16 protein-coding genes and 1 pseudogene are annotated in these 19,672 nt (G+C 35.4%); 6 read left to right on the top strand and 11 right to left on the bottom strand.

The window, feature by feature from the left end; genetic code table 11:
* The first annotated feature begins 51 nt into the window (after nt 1–51).
* Nucleotides 52–993, top strand: a complete 942-nt coding sequence (locus Q0K76_RS03100) for a CYTH domain-containing protein (protein WP_294611154.1) — start codon at nt 52–54, stop codon at nt 991–993.
* 318 nt (nt 994–1,311) lie between these two features.
* On the opposite strand, the gene Q0K76_RS03095 is transcribed toward Q0K76_RS03100, so the two are convergent.
* Nucleotides 1,312–3,054: a DKNYY domain-containing protein gene (locus tag Q0K76_RS03095; RefSeq protein ID WP_294611152.1), complete on the bottom strand. Its 1,743-nt coding sequence runs from the start codon at nt 3,052–3,054 to the stop codon at nt 1,312–1,314.
* A 201-nt stretch (nt 3,055–3,255) separates the two neighbouring features.
* On the opposite strand from Q0K76_RS03095, the gene glnE reads away from it, so the two are divergent.
* The gene (glnE, locus tag Q0K76_RS03090) at nt 3,256–6,105 is read left to right on the top strand and encodes a bifunctional [glutamate--ammonia ligase]-adenylyl-L-tyrosine phosphorylase/[glutamate--ammonia-ligase] adenylyltransferase (protein ID WP_294611150.1); all 2,850 of its coding nucleotides are present in this window, start codon (nt 3,256–3,258) and stop codon (nt 6,103–6,105) included.
* A 261-nt stretch (nt 6,106–6,366) separates the two neighbouring features.
* Here the strand turns inward: glnE and ttcA are convergent, their stop codons facing one another.
* Together ttcA and yeiP are read right to left on the bottom strand one after the other, a co-directional pair.
* Nucleotides 6,367–7,263 (bottom strand): tRNA 2-thiocytidine(32) synthetase TtcA, encoded by an 897-nt coding sequence (gene ttcA / locus Q0K76_RS03085; protein ID WP_294611148.1) that lies wholly within the window; start codon nt 7,261–7,263, stop codon nt 6,367–6,369.
* Nucleotides 7,264–7,277: 14 nt separating this feature from the next.
* Nucleotides 7,278–7,850, bottom strand: coding sequence for an elongation factor P-like protein YeiP (yeiP, locus tag Q0K76_RS03080; RefSeq protein ID WP_294611146.1), 573 nt, complete (start codon nt 7,848–7,850; stop codon nt 7,278–7,280).
* 116 nt (nt 7,851–7,966) lie between these two features.
* On the opposite strand from yeiP, the gene Q0K76_RS03075 reads away from it, so the two are divergent.
* Both Q0K76_RS03075 and Q0K76_RS03070 read left to right on the top strand, forming a co-directional pair.
* Nucleotides 7,967–8,233, top strand: coding sequence for a YkgJ family cysteine cluster protein (locus Q0K76_RS03075; RefSeq protein WP_294611144.1), 267 nt, complete (start codon nt 7,967–7,969; stop codon nt 8,231–8,233).
* Nucleotides 8,234–8,415: 182 nt separating this feature from the next.
* Nucleotides 8,416–9,864 (top strand): amino acid permease, encoded by a 1,449-nt coding sequence (locus tag Q0K76_RS03070; protein ID WP_294611342.1) that lies wholly within the window; start codon nt 8,416–8,418, stop codon nt 9,862–9,864.
* Between the two features lie 131 nt (nt 9,865–9,995).
* Here the strand turns inward: Q0K76_RS03070 and infA are convergent, their stop codons facing one another.
* The 6 genes and pseudogenes from infA to bamD all read right to left on the bottom strand — a co-directional run.
* Nucleotides 9,996–10,214 (bottom strand): translation initiation factor IF-1, encoded by a 219-nt coding sequence (infA, locus tag Q0K76_RS03065; RefSeq protein ID WP_025315083.1) that lies wholly within the window; start codon nt 10,212–10,214, stop codon nt 9,996–9,998.
* Between the two features lie 218 nt (nt 10,215–10,432).
* Nucleotides 10,433–11,092: a nicotinate-nucleotide adenylyltransferase gene (nadD, locus tag Q0K76_RS03060; RefSeq protein ID WP_294611086.1), complete on the bottom strand. Its 660-nt coding sequence runs from the start codon at nt 11,090–11,092 to the stop codon at nt 10,433–10,435.
* The gene (gene holA, locus Q0K76_RS03055; RefSeq protein WP_294611082.1) at nt 11,092–12,090 is read right to left on the bottom strand and encodes a DNA polymerase III subunit delta; all 999 of its coding nucleotides are present in this window, start codon (nt 12,088–12,090) and stop codon (nt 11,092–11,094) included. Before holA ends, nadD begins: the two co-directional genes overlap by 1 nt.
* A gap of 7 nt (nt 12,091–12,097) precedes the next feature.
* Nucleotides 12,098–12,592, bottom strand: a complete 495-nt coding sequence (gene lptE / locus Q0K76_RS03050; protein ID WP_294611079.1) for an LPS assembly lipoprotein LptE — start codon at nt 12,590–12,592, stop codon at nt 12,098–12,100.
* Nucleotides 12,593–12,634: 42 nt separating this feature from the next.
* The gene (gene leuS, locus Q0K76_RS03045) at nt 12,635–15,217 is read right to left on the bottom strand and encodes a leucine--tRNA ligase (protein WP_294611076.1); all 2,583 of its coding nucleotides are present in this window, start codon (nt 15,215–15,217) and stop codon (nt 12,635–12,637) included.
* A gap of 287 nt (nt 15,218–15,504) precedes the next feature.
* Nucleotides 15,505–16,227: pseudogene (gene bamD, locus Q0K76_RS03040) on the bottom strand (outer membrane protein assembly factor BamD); the annotation flags it as partial.
* 93 nt (nt 16,228–16,320) lie between these two features.
* Here bamD and rluD point away from each other — a divergent pair.
* Both rluD and pgeF read left to right on the top strand, forming a co-directional pair.
* Nucleotides 16,321–17,295, top strand: coding sequence for a 23S rRNA pseudouridine(1911/1915/1917) synthase RluD (gene rluD, locus Q0K76_RS03035; protein ID WP_294611068.1), 975 nt, complete (start codon nt 16,321–16,323; stop codon nt 17,293–17,295).
* A gap of 8 nt (nt 17,296–17,303) precedes the next feature.
* Nucleotides 17,304–18,071 (top strand): peptidoglycan editing factor PgeF, encoded by a 768-nt coding sequence (pgeF, locus tag Q0K76_RS03030; RefSeq protein WP_363322386.1) that lies wholly within the window; start codon nt 17,304–17,306, stop codon nt 18,069–18,071.
* A gap of 71 nt (nt 18,072–18,142) precedes the next feature.
* Here pgeF and Q0K76_RS03025 read toward each other — a convergent pair whose 3' ends face one another.
* Entirely contained in the window at nt 18,143–18,289 is a 147-nt protein-coding gene (locus Q0K76_RS03025) for a hypothetical protein (RefSeq protein WP_294611063.1), read from the bottom strand.
* A 6-nt stretch (nt 18,290–18,295) separates the two neighbouring features.
* On the bottom strand, nt 18,296–19,666 hold the full coding sequence (locus tag Q0K76_RS03020; RefSeq protein ID WP_294611060.1) for a hypothetical protein: 1,371 nt from the start codon (nt 19,664–19,666) through the stop codon (nt 18,296–18,298).
* Between the last annotated feature and the right edge of the window lie 6 nt (nt 19,667–19,672).

Here is a 19,672-nt window from a genome sequence, read left to right as displayed (position 1 = left end):
TGCTATTAATCAGTATATGATATAGCAAAATAACGAATAGAAAACAGATTAATGAGTAACGAAATCGAATTAAAGTTTGAAATCAAGCAACAAGATATCGCTAATTTGCAGCTATTTTTAAATCAATGGACTAGCAGTGATGAAATTGAATTTTCTACGCTATCTACTAAAAAGCGAGTTTGTAGCCAATTAAAACTCACCAACACTTATTATGATACTCCTGACTATTTTCTGCGTAACCATGGTTGTGGTTTACGAGTAAGAGGTAGTGAAGATGATCGGGATATGCATTTTGAGCTTACCTTGAAAAGTGATGGTAAAGCAATCGCTGGTTTACATGAGCGGGCTGAATTTAATATGGCTTTAACTAGTTCTAAGCCTGATTTAACGGTTTTACCCCGTCAGGCATTGCCGGCAAACTGTGATATAGAGCAGTTACAACAAGATCTTAAACCATTATTTACCACTAATTTTAAACGCCAAACTTGGTTAGTTGCGTTTGCTAATAGTGAAATTGAAGTGGCATTAGATCAAGGCGAAATTATATCAAATCATCAATCCAAACCTATTTTAGAAGTTGAGTTAGAAATTAAACAAGGTAATAAACAAGATCTGCTTAATTTTGCTAGTGAATTAAGCCGTTTTCATTTACATCTATTTTCACAAAGTAAAGCCTCAAGAGGTTATCGACTGTTACAAAATTACCCACTATCAAAATGCGCTTTTGATTCTACAATTGAGCATAACTTATGGCTATTATTACAGTTTTGGCAACAAAACGAAGAGTATGCATTAGAAACAGATGACTTAGTTTTTTATCAACAGATATTGAACCAAGTGAATCAAGTTTTATTCGCTAAATATATTGCACTAGAACCCGAACTTTCTCAATGGCAAAAGGTTTTATTATCAATTAATTCAGTAGCAGAGTTTGCTTACAGTGAAATTAATACCAAATTAAAATTATTGCTAATCGAGCAGCTAGCTAATTGATTAATTAGATTACTTTTAATAAAAATAAATGAAGTTGTTATTTTTAAAATCCACTTTTTTGATTGTGCTATGTTATAGTTTATTTGATTTCATTTTACCCAGTAATGCTGATTAATTACTGGATTTTTTTATTATTTATCAAAGTAAATCTGCAACAGAAACAATTTCGTGCTTGAATGTGTAAAATTAATTTTTTCATTTATATTTATTATCAATTACCTAATTTTTGGTAACAAAGAGACACTATCTCATTAACGGCTACAACAAGTTAAGCTCGACAATAGCTGATTAATGATAAATAACCGAATCACTTAGTATTTATTCCGGAAGGGTATGTATCAACGAGATAGGGCGAGGTAGTGGGTAATCGGTGGTTTTTATTGGGGATTGCGTTATATCAATGACTGAAGTAATTTTGCCTGCTGTGTATTGAAATCGGTCATCATAGGCTGTTTCATCATCGTTAAAAATAGTCTTTAGCTCTTTTGGATTAGCGTTAAGTATGATTTGATTTTTATAATAGGCAAATTTGTCATCTATAGCATAAAAATCATTAATAGGTTTAAATGTTACGGGGTTAGCGCCTACTATTTTTTGACCTCGATAATAAACACTATTTTTATCTTTGCTGTAAAGCAGATTAGATCGATCAAGTTCAAACGTCGCATAATCTACCCCTTCGATTAGTTTGCCTTTATAGTAGATATGCATCTTATCTTGAGCATAATCTACCGTAGCAACCATCCGCATAAAAGTGTCAAGATCTACCTCCTCAGCAATTGGTCTACCTTCATAGTAGGCTGCATTTTTATCTTTTGCATAACTATCCCCCAAAAAAGAGAGAGAATTTAAATCAATCTGATCTAATTTTTCATTTTGGTAATAAACGAAGTTGTTACGTATTGTGTATTTTAAGTCATCCCCTTCGTCTTCGAATTCTTCATTACATAATTGAGATTCACTTTCTGACGCTGAAATTTTTATACCATGGCAATATTCAAAATTCTTATCCTCATAAACAAGATAATAGCCATTATTGGTCGCGTACCTATTTCTATTAAACGTGTTGGGATCAGCCCCTTCAATGATTTTGTTACGATAATAAACGTGATATTTATCTTTAGCATATCTCACATCAATTGCGGTAAATGATTGCGGATCAGTGGTTGCTTCAATTTTTTTATGTTGATAATAAAGATTATATTTATCTTTGGAATAGTTATTATTGATAAAGGTAAAGGATTGTGGATCAGCGATTCCTTCGACTTTTTTATGCTGATAATAAAGATTGTATTTATCTTTAGCATAGTGCTTATTAATGGTTGTGAAAGATTGCGGATCAGCGATTCCTTCAATTTTTCTTAAGTGATAATAAAGATAATATTTGTCAAAAGAATAGTGAAAATCAATTAAGGTAAAAGATTGCGGATCGACAATTTCTTTAAGTTTAATTCTGTTGTCAATATAAATCCCATTTTTGTCTCTTATATATAATTGATAACTCTGAGAATCAAGGATTTCAAAACCTTCTGAACTGATTCCATTTAGTTTTTGATTTAGTAAATAAACGCCATTTTTATCTTTACTGTATTGTCTAAGATAGCTATTATCGCCAACTAGTTGAAAGGTTGCCGGATCGAAATCATCAAAACACTTTAATAAAGAACTCCCTAGCCAATAAACATGATTTTTATCTTTAAATATATTAGAAACAATAAACTCGACACTATTAGGATCAACGAGAGGTAATTTGCTTCCTTTATAAAAAACATGATCTTTGTCAATTGCAATACTCCAAGGCCAAGATATATCTTCATTTTCGGAATTAAATTTAATACTGTTTATATCTGCATCAACTTTATAAATATCAAAAAAACTTTGCATTGGAACAAAAATAATTTCATTATTTTCATTGATCTGATAGCCATAATTAGACGTAAAGTTAGATTTTGTTGGCATATTGGCAAAAGTGATGGGTAATGAAAAAAGGATGATTACAAGCGCAAACAGAGAACGTATAACGATCATTAAATAACGATTAAATGTTTGAACAAATTGCATGACTATCCTAAAAAATAAAAATATACGACATAAACTAACTTAAATCAAGCATAGCATTTCTCTATTTTTGTAACAAGATTAATGTGTTAAATAAAAATTAATGCATAAAAACGCTATATGAAAAATAAATGTCATTTATAATAAATAATACTATTTTGATGATTTTTATTTAATGAAAGTGATTTCTAAGTGAGTTTGTGTATGTCAGGATCCAAACAACCCGTTAATCGCCAGCTAGAACAGCAAAAACAAAAAGTGATTGTGCAATTATCTCAATGTGATTCGACCCATGTGCAAACACATCTTGCTATCTTAGTACAAAGTGATTTTTTAGTTGACTCTTTTTACCGTTTCCCTACTTGGCTTTCTGACATAATACAAAATCCGCCACAAGCCGATGAACGGCAATATTATCAAACATGGTTAAATGAAAAGCTTACCTCTGTTACTGATGAAATTACTTTAATGAAAGTGTTAAGGCAATTCCGACGTTGGTTGCTTACTCGTCTTGAATGGTCACAATTAACTCGAACAAGCAATGATGAACAAATATTACTGCAACTCAGTGAATTGGCGGAAGTGATTATTGTCACCACCCGTGATTGGCTGTATAAGTTAAGCTGCCAAGATTGGGGAACACCGTGTAATGCCCATGGCAAAGTGCAACCGTTACTGGTTTTAGGTATGGGGAAATTAGGTGGTGGTGAACTTAATTTTTCCTCGGACATTGATCTAATTTTCACTTATCCTGAACATGGACAAACCAAAGGTGGTAGAAAAGAGCTTGATAATGCCGTTTTTTTTACGCGTTTAGGCCAACGAGTTATTAAAGTTCTCGATCAGATCACTGAAGATGGCTTTGTTTACCGTGTTGATATGCGTCTGCGACCTTTAGGTGACGGTGGACCTTTGGTAATAAGTTTTTTGGCAATGGAAGATTACTACCAAGAGCAAGGGCGCGATTGGGAACGATATGCGATGGTAAAAGCCAAAGTGCTTGGTTGTCAGCAAAATGAGTATACTCAAGAGCTTTATCAATTGTTAAATCCATTTATTTATCGCCGTTATATTGATTTTAGTGTATTGCAATCATTACGAAATATGAAAAGTATGATTGAACGTGAAGTGCGTCGTCGCGGATTAAAAAATAATATAAAACTTGGTGCTGGTGGTATTCGTGAAATTGAATTTATCGTACAGTTTTTTCAGCTCATTCGTGGTGGGCGAGTCGCTGGCTTACAAACACGTTCATTATTAGCTGCATTAAATATCATTGAGCAAGAGGCATTACTTAACTCTAATGAAGTACAATCGTTACGTGATAATTATCTGTTTTTGCGTCGCTGTGAAAATTTACTACAAGCTATTGACGATCAACAAACGCAAACCTTACCCGAAAACGAGTTAGATCAGAGTCGTTTAGCTAAGGGTATGGGATTTGATAGTTGGTTTGATTTCAGCAACGAATTACTAGCTAGAATGCAGGTTAATCGTTTAATATTTAATGAACTTATTGGTGATGATGAATCAGATTCATCAGCAAATCATGGACAATATGATGATAAATTTGCTGATCTTTGGGTACCCGATCTTCAATCTAGTGATGTCAAAACGGTATTAACGGCTTTCTCTGATGATGATGCCAATCAATTATGTCAAATGTTAGTACAATTCCGTAATGATATTAGTAAACGCACAATAGGCGTACGTGGGCGTGAAATCCTTGATCAGTTAATGCCTCGGTTATTGGCTGTTATTGGTGATGAAAAGCAAGTATTAACTATCCTATCACGTATTTTACCTTTGTTAGTTAATATTGTTAGTCGTACTACCTATCTAGAATTGTTACTTGAATACCCAACCGCATTAAAGCAATTGATTCGTTTATGTAGTGCCTCCCCTATGATTAGTAACCAACTTACTCATTATCCAATCTTACTTGATGAGTTAATTGATATTAACTCACTTTATCAAACCACTCCTCCGGATGCCTATAAAAGTGAACTTTATCAATACTTGTTACGTATTCAAATTGATGATGAAGAACAACAACTTGAAGCCTTACGTCAGTTTAAACAAATGCAATTATTACATATAGCGGCAGCTGATGTTGAGCATGTGTTAACCACTATGAAAGTTAGTGATCACCTTACTTTTGTGGCTGAGTCATTATTGGACTTTGTGGTACAAATGGCCTGGAATCAAATGGTTGAGCGTTATGGACGACCAGAACATTTAGCCGATGGACAAAAAGGCATAGTCGTGGTTGCTTATGGTAAATTAGGTGGATGGGAGTTAGGCTATAATTCTGATTTAGATTTAGTATTTTTACATGATTGCCCAGCTACTAGTGTTACTAATGGTAATAAGCAGATAGATAGCCGTCAATTTTACCTACGCTTAGTGCAACGTATCACCCATCTGTTTAATGTGCGGACCAGTTTTGGTGTGCTTTATGAAGTTGATTTAAGATTACGTCCACAAGGGGATGCGGGTTTGCTTGCGTGTAGCCTAGATGCCTTTGATGACTATCAAATGCATGAAGCATGGACTTGGGAACATCAAGCCTTAGTTCGAGCGCGCGCAATCTATGGTGAATCTGAGTTAATCAAACGTTTTAATCAAATTCGTCATAATGTGCTTTGCAAAGAGCGTGATGAGAACACGTTAAAATCAGAAGTACGCGAAATGCGTGAAAAAATGAGAGCGCATTTAGGTACGACTGATACCAATTTGTTTAATTTAAAAATTGATGAGGGAGGTATTGGTGATATTGAATTTTTATCTCAATATTTGGTGCTTAATTATGCCCACAACTACCCAAAACTGACCACTTGGAGCGATAATGTACGAATTTTAGAGCTTGCTGCTAATTATCAAATCATGTCATCTCTGGAAGCAGAACAACTAACTAAAGCCTATATAGATATGCGTAATGAAATCCACCAATTATCGTTACAACTACAACCGAGCACAGTGGATAAAACTCTTTTTAATCAGGAACAACAAATTGTTAATCAAAGTTGGTCTAAATGGTTATGGCATGATTAAATCATCGCCCACGAAAACGGCTTAAGTATAAAACACCTTATGAAGCCTTTTACTGACTGGATTCGCACTTAGATGTTGAATGTAGGTAAATTTTTATACTGAAACGTATAGCACACCTGAAACTTTTTGTCAAAAAAGTTTCAGAAACTGAGCTAGTGAAATAATCAATTATCTATAAATAATCATAATTCGATTAGTTAGTGATTAAATCTTCCGTCGATTAATTCGACGGAAGATTTACAGTTGGTATTTGAATTCAAGTTATGTTGCTTCTTTCCAGAGAATCATATTTTGATCCTCCAGTTCGGATGAATCAAAACTGGCAATCGGAGTAAATTGTTCATAATCAAATGCCGTATCACCACCATCAATAGCCAGATCCCCTTTTTTGATGCCTTTAAAATCATATAGATTGGTATCACAAAGATGAGACAAAGTGATGTTTTGCGTAGCACGAAACATAGTTTCAATACGCCCTGGGAATTTCTTATCCCAACTTGTTAACATCTCTTTAATCACTTGCCGTTGTAAGTTAGGTTGAGAACCACATAAATTACAAGGAATGATAGGGAACTGTTTAAATTTGGCATAGTTAGCTATGTCTTTTTCTTTGCAATATGCAAGTGGACGGATAATGATATGTTCGCCAGAATCGTTCATCAGTTTCGGTGGCATGGCTTTGAGTTTGCCACCATAGAACATATTTAAAAATAAGGTTTCTAAAATATCATCACGGTGATGTCCTAACGCAATTTTGGTGGCGCCAAGTTCAGTTGCGGTGCGGTATAAGATCCCGCGACGCAAGCGAGAACAAAGTGAACAAGTCGTTTTGCCTTCCGGGATCTTTTCTTTAACAATACCGTAGGTATTTTCTTGCACAATTTTATACTCAATGCCAAGCGAATTTAAATACTCAGGTAACACATGTTCAGGGAAGCCCGGTTGTTTTTGATCTAAATTAACGGCAATGAGCTCAAAATTAACGGGTGCACTCATTTTTAAGTTCATCAGTATATCCAGCAGCGTATAGCTGTCTTTACCGCCTGACAAGCACACCATAATCCGATCGCCTTCTTCAATCATATTGAAATCAGCGATTGCTTCGCCAGTAAGGCGACGCAAACGTTTATGTAATTTATTTTGATTATAATTATTCATCAGTAATTAATTGGTTACTCACTACGGCCCATATAGCGGCGTTCAGCAATATGAATTTTAACTTTTTCGTTATTATCGATATATTCAGGAACTTGGATCACCAAGCCAGTTGATAAGGTTGCCGGTTTGGTACGAGCACTGGCCGAGGCACCTTTAATACTTGGTGAGGTTTCCACAATTTCAAGATCAACCGTTTGTGGAAGTTCTAAAGCGATGACTTCACCATCAGCCATTAAAACTTGAATCCCATCCATTCCCCCTTCAGGAATAAACAGGAGTTCGTCGGCGATTTGTTCTTTTTTAAAGATAAATGGGGTGTAATCTTCATTATCCATAAATACATATTCATCACCATCAATGTAAGAAAAGCTGACAGGACGACGGAACAATTCAATGGTTTCAATAATGTCATCACCTTTAAAGCGTTCTTCAACTTTACCGCCAGTTTTAACATCAGTAAAACGCATTTTATAAAGGGTACTTGCGCCACGAGCACTAGGGCTTTGGACGTCAATATCTTTAACTAGCAATAATTTGCCATTATAGGTGACTGCATCACCACGTTTGATTTCATTTGCTTTAGCCATAATATTCTTACTTTTTGATTATTAATACAGAGTTAAAAATTAACTCGCTATTTTAGCGCTAACTTGCTATTGTCACCACTAATTTATCGAAAACTATTCAAATTTAAGGAAAATAGATGACAGAATCGTTTCAATGCCGAGCTAATTGTGGTGCCTGTTGTATTGCTCCTTCAATTTCATCGGCAATTCCTGATATGCCTAATGGCAAACCTGCCGGGATTGCTTGTGTTCATTTAAATTCCAACTTTCAATGTCGACTATTTGGGCATTCATCCAGGCCATTAGTATGTAATCGATTAAAACCCTGCCATGACATGTGTGGCGATACTCGCCAGCAAGCTTTAAATTATTTAACTCAATTAGAACAGCTAACTAGCGCCTAAGTATTGCATATATTTAACAAACGCGCGGTATTATTAGAATTATTTATCTCGCACAGTTTTTTTTTTGATACACTTCAACGCATTTTATTATTCAAATTTTCATTCACTTGTTCTAACAGTTAATGTGGAGTAAGTGACTGATAGGTACTCCATTAAACTTACTCTCTTTCCAAAAGAAGAATATAGCTATGAAAAATAAATTAAAACGCGATTTAAAAGCACGCCATTTAACCATGATTGCTATTGGCGGTTCAATTGGTACTGGCTTATTTGTAGCATCAGGAGCAACGGTTGCTCAAGCAGGTCCTGGTGGTGCATTACTCTCTTATGCCATAATTGGTATTATGGTTTACTTTTTGATGACTAGCCTTGGTGAGCTTGCAGCTTATTTACCTGTTTCAGGAACATTTGCAACTTATGGCGCTCGTTATGTTGATGAAGCGTTTGGTTTTGCTATCGGTTGGAACTATTGGTACAACTGGGCAATTACGGTTGCTGTAGATTTGGTCGCAGCACAATTGGTGATTTCATATTGGTTTGATGCTGGCAACTATAGTTGGTTATGGAGTTTGTTATTCTTAACTATTATTTTCGGCTTAAACTATATTTCTGTTAAAGGTTTTGGCGAAGCAGAATTCTGGTTTTCATTGATAAAAGTGGTGACAGTGGTCATTTTTATTGCGGTTGGATTGTTAATGATTATTGGTATTTTGCGAGGTGGTGAAAGTGCTGGTTGGCAAAACTGGCAAATCGAAGAAGCCCCATTTGTTGGCGGGTTTGCCTCAATGATTGGTGTAGCCATGGTGGTTGGTTTTTCATTTCAAGGTACGGAATTAATTGGTATTGCTGCTGGTGAATCCAGAGATCCTGAAAAGAACATTCCCAAAGCGATGCGACAAGTATTTTGGCGAATTTTATTGTTTTATATTTTTGCTATTTTGGTCATAAGTTTAATTATTCCTTATACTGATCCCAATTTATTACGCAATGAAGAGACCGATATCAGTGTCAGCCCATTTACTTTAGTCTTTCAACATGCCGGACTGTTATCTGCGGCGGCAATTATGAATGCGGTTATTTTGACATCAGTTTTATCGGCTGGTAACTCTGGATTATATGCTTCTACCCGCATGTTATATGCGTTAGCGAGAGAAGGTAAAGCACCCAAAATCTTTGCAAGATTATCGTCATCTGGGGTGCCAAGAGTTGCGCTTATTGCAACGACCTTTGTGGCAATGCTTTGCTTTTTAACCTCTATGTTTAAAGATCAGCAAGTTTACTTGTGGTTACTTAATATGTCAGGTATGACCGGGTTTATTGCTTGGCTCGGTATTGCCATAAGCCATTATCGTTTTAGAAAAGGTTATATAGCACAAGGCCATGATGTCAGTCAATTGCCATATCGTTCAAGTTGCTTTCCATTTGGTCCTATTTTTGCTTTTGTACTATGTTTAACCATCACACTAGGACAAAATTACGAAGCATTTTTACAAGATACCATTGATTGGAATGGTGTCATTGCTACTTATATTGGTCTACCATTATTTTTAACAATTTACTTTGTTTATAAAATAGTGAAAAAGACAAAATGGGTTAAATATGAGCAAATGGATTTTTCAAGAACAAAATAATACAGTTAAGTTCTACTAATATCCAAACTCTCACCGTCGATTTATTTCGACGGTGTTTTATTAAGCAAGAGAGAAATAAACAATCAAGTGTTTAATAATTATAAAAACCAATAAGTTTGATAACGATATTATTAGCGACTACGGAAAATGATACGTGCTTTTGATAGATCATAAGGTGTCATTTCTACAGTGACTTTATCACCAGTTAAAATACGAATATAGTTTTTTCGCATCTTACCAGAAATATGTGCAGTAACAACATGACCATTTTCAAGTTCTACACGAAACATCGTGTTTGGAAGTGTATCAAGTATTGTACCTTGCATTTCAATGTTATCTTCTTTTGCCATTGGCGCCTCTTAATAATAAATACAAATTAATTATACTCAATTGGTTAATTTAATGCTTATGAAGTAAAAATCGATTTTAAAAAGCTATTGTATACAACCATTGTAGTTTTTTCACAAGATTTACTGATATTGAGCATAAACACAGGTTTGCTGAACTTAGAATATTTAACTACAGCGGCGAAATAATGCCGAAAAATGTGCCAGATGTAAAGCCCTTTCTACATTTTCTTTGCACTATAGAGTCCTTGTGTATGAATATACTGCCAAACTTTAGCGGGTAACAAATCCTTACAGCTTTGTTGATTATTAATATTATCCCTAATTTCCGTTGCCGAAATATCTTCTAGAGGAGTATGAGCAAAATAGATATATCCATTAGCTGTTTTGTGTAGATCTTCAATATTAATGGTTTGGTGAGCATCAATCCATGATTGTAGTTCAGCATTATCTGTTTTTTCAGCATAACCAGGTCGACGGCAAATTAACAGGTGACAATAATCTAAAAGTGTTTGCCAATGATTCCATGTTGGTAAACTAAGTAAAGAATCTTGCCCCATAATAAAAGCCAGTCCTTCACTATTGCCATTTTCAATGCGCCATTGTTGTAAAGTATTAATGGTATAAGATGGTTGCATTAATTTGTCTGAGAAAATCTCGCGCGTATCGATGGAAAAAACGGGTGGCATATCTTCAATCGCTAATTTTAACATAGCTAAACGTTGCTCTGTTGATGCTTCTGGTTGCGGCTTATGCGGTGGAATGTTATTCGGTAGTAAACTAATTTGGGATAATCCCACTTCTTTAGTTAATGCCATGGCAGGTAGAAGGTGTCCATAATGAATTGGATCGAATGTCCCACCAAATAACGCTGTTAACATTAATTCAATCCCATAAATTGCATAGTCAAAGATGCAAGATCGTCCCAAATGCGTAGTTGACTATTATTTTTCAAATTGATTTCTATATCCGTTAATTGAGCTAGTGTAATATATAATTTCTCAATTTCAAACCGATTAAGATAATCAGAATAAGATTGTCGCTTATTTTGCCAGATTTTATGTTCATCAAAAACTTGTTTTAGTGATTTGTGTTGTAATCCTTTTTTCAAATTGATGATTAAAATCAGTTCACGTTGGACAATACGTAATAAAATCAATGCTTCAAACTCATTCATTTTTAATTGCTGCAAAATATGTATAGCCCGTTTAGTTTTAAAAGCCACCATAGCATCAATCCAATGATAAGGGGTAAACACAGCTGAATCATGAATATTACTTTCAACTTGGTCATATGAAATCTCGGTATTAGGATAGAGTAATTTTAGCTGTTCAATAATTTGCGTCAGTGCTAACAAGTTACCTTCATAATAATAGCAAAGCAGTTCTATGGCAGACGGTTCAATTACTATTGCTTGATGTTGTAAATAATTTTTGATCCATTGTGGAAATTGCATTGCATCTGGGATAGAACAATTTACGACAACTAATTTATCAGATAATATCTTGTACCAATTAGCATTTTCTTGCGTTTTCGTTATTTTGTTTAAGCTAATGACCAAGGCGATATCTGGCGTTAATCTTTCGCATAAACTATTGAGCTTTGCAGTTATTGCTGTAGTTAAAGAACTATCATTAAAATCTAAAAAAATTAGCGTTTTGGTCGAAAACAGATTCATAGCCTGACAGCTATCATAAATAATTGTCCAATCAGTTTGATTGTCAATATTAAAACTGATCTGCTCATCAAAGCCTGTTTGTTTAAATGACGTTTGTAATTGTGTCAGTGCATAATGATGCAAATAAGGATCGTTGCCTATTAACAAATAATAGGCTGCACCTAATTTATTGGTGATTTGATCGGCACTGATTTTTATCATGACAATTTTAATTTACTGCATTAACCGACTTTAATTTACGAATGATTTGCTTAGCCGCTTCTTTATACATTTCATCTTTAATCAAATTTTGTTCTGCGGTTTTGGCTAAGGCGGCTGATGGATTATTAAAAAAGCTGCGGAATATGCGAACATTGATTGGATAAACTTGTTGTCCTGCAATCACCATTTGTGCACGAACTGCTAATACTAATTGATATTCAGCAGCTTTACCATCTTGAAATAGAGAAATGGTATTGCGCACAAGATTTTCACTCACTACCCTTAATGATGGGTAGTGAGCAGAAGCACTATTATCTACTAATATCACTTCGTTATCTCTTAATATTTCTTTAATATTGCGAGACAAGCGTCCATAAGGATCTGAAGTTATATAAGACATTGTCTTAAATTGTGGTGGCACTTCAGGTTCGTGTTGAAGATGAAAACCACAGCCTGTTAATGATATTGTCAATAACATAAGTAGTGCTAAATATTTTTTCATAAGCATAATCACCTATTTTTAGTTTTTAGTTATCCAACAATATTACCCGACAACCAAATTCAATAATTTACCAGGTACATAAATGACTTTGCGAATGGTTACCTCGCTCAAGTATTTTTGAATATTATTTTCCTGTTTGGCTTGGTTTTCGACAAAATCCTGATCTGCATCAGCCGGCACGGTAAATTTACCACGGACTTTGCCGTTTATTTGTACCACAATCAGTTTTTCATCTTCAACCATTGCTGATTCGTCGGCAATTGGCCAAGTCGTATTGTCAATTGACTCACTATGACCTAAAGCTTGCCACATAATAAAACAAGCATGAGGCATCATTGGATAAAGTAACCGTACAATTGCATTTAGTGCTTCATCCATCAAAGCCCGATCTTGCTCAGTGTTTTGTGGTGCTTTTTGTAAGCGATTCATAAATTCCATCACTGCTGCAATAGCCGTATTAAAGGTTTGGCGACGGCCAATATCATCACTCACTTTAGCAATGGTTTTATGTAACTCCCGGCGAAGTGATTTTTGCTCACTATCTAATTGGGATAGATCTAGAGTCTTAACCTTGCCCTTTTGCGTATGTTCATAGACTAACCGCCAAACACGCTTGATAAAGCGGTTAGCCCCTTCAACGCCTGATTCTTGCCATTCAAGTGTCATATCAGCTGGTGAGGCAAACATCATAAATAATCGAACAGTATCAGCCCCATATTTTTCAACCATTTCTTGCGGGTCAATACCATTATTTTTCGATTTTGACATTTTAGTCATACCGGCGTGTACTAACTCATTGCCTTTACTATCAATGGCTTTAGCAATACGACCTTTTTCATCACGCTCGATAGTAACTTCGGTTGGTGATACCCAAATACGCTCATTGGTTGGGCTGGTATAATAAAATGCATCAGCTAATACCATACCTTGGCACAATAAACGTTTAGCGGGCTCATCTGAACTCACTAAACCAAAATCACGCATCAATTTATGGAAGAATCTAAAGTAAAGTAAATGCATAATCGCATGTTCAATACCCCCAACATACTGATCGACCGGTAGCCAATAATTAGCCGCTTTCTCATCTAACATGCCTTTATCATAGTGTGGACAGGTATAACGAGCATAATACCAAGATGATTCCATAAATGTATCAAAAGTATCGGTCTCACGTAGTGCAGGTTGACCATTAACGGTGGTCTTAGCCCAATTAGGGTCGGCCTTAATTGGACTTGTTATGCCATTCATTTCCACATTTTCCGGTAAAATCACCGGAATTTGATCTTCTGGTGTAGGGATGGTGGTGCCATCATCTAAGGTCACCATTGGAATTGGTGCACCCCAATAACGTTGGCGCGATACTCCCCAATCGCGCAAGCGATAATTCACTTTACGCTGACCAATTCCAAGCGCAATTAATTTATCGGCAATGGCGTTAAAAGCTTGCTCAAAGTTAAGGCCATCAAATTCACCAGAGTTGAACAATTTACCATGCTCAGTATAAGCTTGCTCAGTTAAATCTGGTGCTTCACCTTGTTGAGTTAAGATAACCGGTTTAATTGGTAAATTATATTTGGTTGCAAATTCATAATCACGTTCATCATGACCCGGCACAGCCATTACGGCACCAGTACCATATTCAATTAACACGAAATTAGCGATCCAAACAGGCACTTTATCACCAGTAAGTGGATGAATCGCATAAAAACCAGTAGCGATACCTTTCTTTTCCATGGTTGCCATATCAGCTTCGGCAGTTTTGGTATTCTTACATTCGGCTACAAATTCAGCTATGTTAGGGTTAGTTTTAGCGGCTAATTGTGCTAAAGGATGCTCGGCGGCGACTGACACAAAGCTCACGCCCATTAATGTATCAGGACGAGTGGTGTAAACACGCAATTTGTCTTGATAATTGTCAACGGCAAAATCAAATTCGACGCCTTCTGAACGACCGATCCAATTACGTTGCATGGTTTTAACTTGTTCAGGCCAGCTTTCAAGGGTATCTAAATCATTAAGTAACTCTTCAGCATATTCAGTGATTTTGATAAACCATTGGGGGATCTCTTTACGCTCAACCGGTGTATTACAGCGCCAACAACATCCTTCAACTACTTGCTCATTGGCAAGGACAGTTTGATCATTAGGGCACCAGTTCACCGCAGAAGTTTTTTTATATACCAACCCTTTTTCATACAACTTAGTAAAGAACCACTGTTCCCATTTATAATATTCTGGACGGCAAGTCGTAACTTCACGATCCCAATCATAACCAAAGCCTAAAAGTTGCAATTGCTTTTTCATGTAAGCAATATTTTCATAGGTCCATTTAGCTGGTGCAGTATTATTTTTTACCGCTGCGCCTTCAGCAGGTAATCCAAAAGCATCCCAACCAATTGGTTGCAATACATTTTTACCATTTAAGCGTTGATAACGCGAAATGGTATCGCCGATAGTATAGTTACGAACATGCCCAAGGTGCAAACGCCCGGAAGGGTAAGGTAGCATGGATAAACAGTAATATTTGGGTTTGGCAGGATCTTCGGTAACATGAAATGTTTTATTTTCAAGCCAAATTTTTTGCACTTTGGCTTCGATTTCATCGGGGCGATATTGTTCTTGCATGACGAATTAATGTCCTATCTATTATTGCTAATAAAATTAATCTGCTAATTGTATTGGTTATTGACACGATTTACAAACGATATGTGAATGGAGAGATGTAATTATTCATTTACTATAAATTAAATTCTAAATCAAAAAGTTAATAGATAACATGATGTAAATATAAATAAATCTACGATGGCAAACCAGGGGGGGAATCCCCCGTTATGCAATTTTTAATTGCCATTGAATATACTAGTGAATTTAGACAAGAAAGATCTTTGCTCTTCTTTAGGCATATTTTCAAGATTTGCTTGAATAATTTGATCAACTTTTTGCTTTTCTTCAAATAAACCTAATTCGTTATAAGCATTACGCATTAACACGAGTGCCTGCTTAGTTGAATCAGTATCGGGAAATAAAGAAAGCATTTGTGTAGCTCGATTAATCACTGCAACATAAGCACCACGTTTAGTGTAATACTGAGCAACTTTTAATTGATATCGAGAAATCCTATTTTTTAAAAAAATCAGCCGTTTTTGTGCATCAGTTACATAGCTACTGGTTGGAAAACTGGTAACTAAATAATTAAAATCTTTAAAGGCTGCAATGGCAAAATCAGCATCACGATCTGAACGATCAACATTAAACCAACCTTGTATTGTGTTATCATCTTGTGCCATATTAGACAAGCCACGCATATAAATCACCCAATCAATATTAGGATGCGTAGGATTCAATTTTAAAAAACGGTCAATAGATGCAATAGCAAGTGGTAAATCGCCAGATTTATAATAAGCATAAATTAAATCAAGTTGTACTTGTTGGGAATAAGGTCCAAATGGATAATTTTTATCCATAGCCTCTAAAATGGTGATACTGGATTTTATGTTACCACTTTCAAGCTCTTGTTGAACTTTGGCGTGAAGTTCAAATTCTGATGTCTTTTCTGCATCAGAATTGGTAGAAGTACAGCCAATTATCGTGCCACTTAAAGCAATAGCTAATAAATAGTGTAAACGTAATTTCATTCAGTTCTCAATCCAAAATTTAAATAAACATTAACGGCCATGATTAGTATATAATACTCTAAAACATAACGGCTTAAAATAGATAAATTACACATGATCGAGTTAAAGTTAGCAACAGAAATTGAACAAAACCAATTAGGAATGCGGTTAGATCAAGCATTATCAGAACTTTTCCCTGATTATTCTCGTTCACGAATTAAAGATTGGATTATTAATGATAAGGTATCGGTTAATGATATTATCGTAAATAAACCGAAAGAAAAAGTATTGGGCGGTGAAAAAATAACCATTACAGCTGAAATAGAAGAAGAAACTTATCATCAACCCGAAGATATTAAACTCGATATAGTTTATGAAGATGATGATATTTTAGTGATCAATAAACCTCGTGATTTAGTTGTACACCCGGGAGCTGGTAATCCTAATGGCACCGTATTAAATGCGTTATTACATTATTATCCTGAAATTGCTCACGTGCCCCGTGCTGGAATTGTGCACCGATTAGATAAAGACACCACAGGTTTAATGGTGGTTGCCAAAACTATTACCGCGCAAACTCATTTAGTCGAATCGCTGCAATTAAGAGAGATTACCCGCGAATATGAAGCGGTGGCTATGGGGATTATTACTGCTGGTGGAACGATAGATCAACCCATTACCCGTCATCCAACTAAGCGTACACATATGGCAGTATTTCCAACTGGTAAACCGGCTGTAACGCATTATCGGGTTATGGAAAAATACCGGTTACATACTCGCTTACGATTAAGATTAGAAACAGGACGAACTCATCAAATCCGTGTGCATCTGGCGCATGTAGCGCACCCTTTAGTCGGTGATCCTTTATATGGTGGTCGCCCAAAACCACCTAAAGGAGCTAGCGAAGTTTTCATACAAACTTTGCGTGATTTTGATCGGCAAGCGTTACATGCAACCATGTTACGTTTATTTCACCCTGTAACAGGAGAACAAATGGAATGGCATGCGCCGATTCCTGAAGATATGCAAAAACTGATTCAAGCACTGCAACAAGATACGGAATTGCATAAAGATGATTTAGATTGGTAACCATTATGATTAAACCTATTTACCCTTATTGGTCAGCCCCTAAAAATATTCGAGCTTTTACAACAACAAGAATAGGTGGGGTAAGCATTGCACCATTTGATAGTTTAAATATGGGGAGTAAAACGGGTGATAGTTACCCTAATGTTGTTGAGAATCGCAGACGCATAATTCAATCTGAACAAATTCCAAGTGAGCCATATTGGCTCAATCAAACACACAGTACTATTGTAGTTGATATTTCATCTATTAAATTACAACTTCCAAACAGTATGCTTGACCAAAAAACGATTATTGAGGCTGACGCCTCATATACTCACCAAGCTAAACAAGTTAGTGTGGTATTAACGGCCGATTGTATGCCAGTATTATTTTGCTCAAGTAAAGGGGATGAAGTTGCTGCTGCCCATGCCGGTTGGCGAGGCTTATGTAATGGCATTTTGGAAAATACCGTAAGCAAATTTAGTTGTGCACCATCTGACATTATAGTATGGATGGGGCCTGCAATTAGTGCAAAAAAATTTGAAGTTGGCATTGAAGTGAAAAAGCAATTTGAAAAGGTGGCAAATGAAGCAAGCAATGCATTTAAATTAATCAATGCAACACAACAAAAATATCTAGCAGATTTGTATTTAATTGCTAAACAACGTTTAACTGCACTAGGCATTACTCAAATTTTTGGTGGTGATTATTGTACTTATACCGAACAAGATAAATTTTACTCCTACCGTCGTGAACATAACACTGGAAGAATGGCATCAATGATTTGGTTTGAGTAAATCACAAATTGTTAAATTGCTGGGTGTAGGTGAATTTAAATACTAAAACGTATAGCTAACCTGAAACTTCTTTACAAAAATATATTATCACGGTGATCATAAGCTAAGCCGGTAAATAACACATCATTTAACACATAAAAATCTTGGATAATTTGTAAATGACTTAATTCCACCCGTACCGGTTGATTAAATACTTTTATATTTTTTGTTGTATTCATTTTTCATTATATTGATTCATCTTGATAGCGCTTTTCAAACTCTTGCAAATTTTCGGATATCAGTTTGATATCGCAATGCAGTTTTGACTGCAGGTGGTTTAATAATGTCCATAAGGCATGATTGCGGGCTTCACGTTGTTGGTAAGTAACGTTTTTAATTTGATTATTGGCCGGTTGTTGAGCAGTGCTGAGCCCTTTATTTTCTTTAATTGACAATTTCTTTAAATGACTCAACTGTGCCAGTTTTGCTAACAGCTCAACAGGCAAATTATGTTGCCGTAACTCAAGCTCAGTAATTTGCTCAAGCGGTAACGCATTGAAAAGATAGTTAAAGTCGTTTTGATTGACATCGGCAATTATTTTGCCATCCTGTTTGAAATAGAAAAATACAAGACCTGAATTTGCATAAAATCTAAGGTCACAATTTTGTTGAGCTTGTAGTGCAAATAATAAATCTAACAAAGCATGATTACGTTCATCGCACTGTTGTTGTTTGATTGCTCTCTCTTTTTCTGGCAAGTCTGCAAGTTGATAGTCACTTACCCCATTTTCTTTAAAAAAAATAGTTTTTAAATTGGGTAACGCCATTAATTTGTTCAGTACTGGCAAAGATAAATCTTCAGTGGATAACTCTAATTTTTTAATAGACTGAAAATCACTATGATTCATAAAGTAATTAAAATCATCATCACTAAAAATGAACAGAGAAATCTCCTCCGCTAAGGGATAATAAGCCAGTAATCCACTTAAACTGCTGGCGGGTAAAGGGATATCATCATGCTGAATCAAATTATCTAAACACGCCATATTGTGAGTACTTAAAACACACGATTTAATTTGATTCTGCTCATTGATTTCGAGCGTAAAACGCGTCAGTGAATTCGCATTTTCTTTTCGGCAGTTTATATTCATAAGCTGCTTATAATTCCATTCGAATTTACATTTATCTTCCTTATAATTGGTTTCATAGAAACGAATTAATCCCGAACCATCAGGATACCAGTCGATCGATTCTACCGCATAACCATCATTCCATAATACCTCAGAAAAAACAAATCCATCTTTATATTCATAAGTAACACCATTAAATAGTTTACCATGATAATATAGTGCATCCCCGAATTCATAATCATCTACAATCACATAATAATCGATTTTTACTTGCTGGGCATGTTTAAAAAAACCAAAATCCTGCTCAGCGGTAATTTTGCCCTCAGTGATTTGATAGACTTTAAATAGCTTTTGTTCACGGTGGTCATAAGCCAAGCCGGTAAATAACACATCATTTAACACATAAAAATCTTGGATAATTTGTAAATGACTTAATTCCACCCGTACCGGTTGATTAAATACTTTTATATTTTTTGTTGTATTCATTTTTCA

This window comes from uncultured Gilliamella sp., from assembly GCA_945271295.1.
Classification (GTDB): Bacteria; Pseudomonadota; Gammaproteobacteria; order Enterobacterales; family Orbaceae; genus Gilliamella.
Note: the sequence above shows the minus strand (reverse complement) of the source record. Positions and strands in the feature narration are given on the sequence as shown.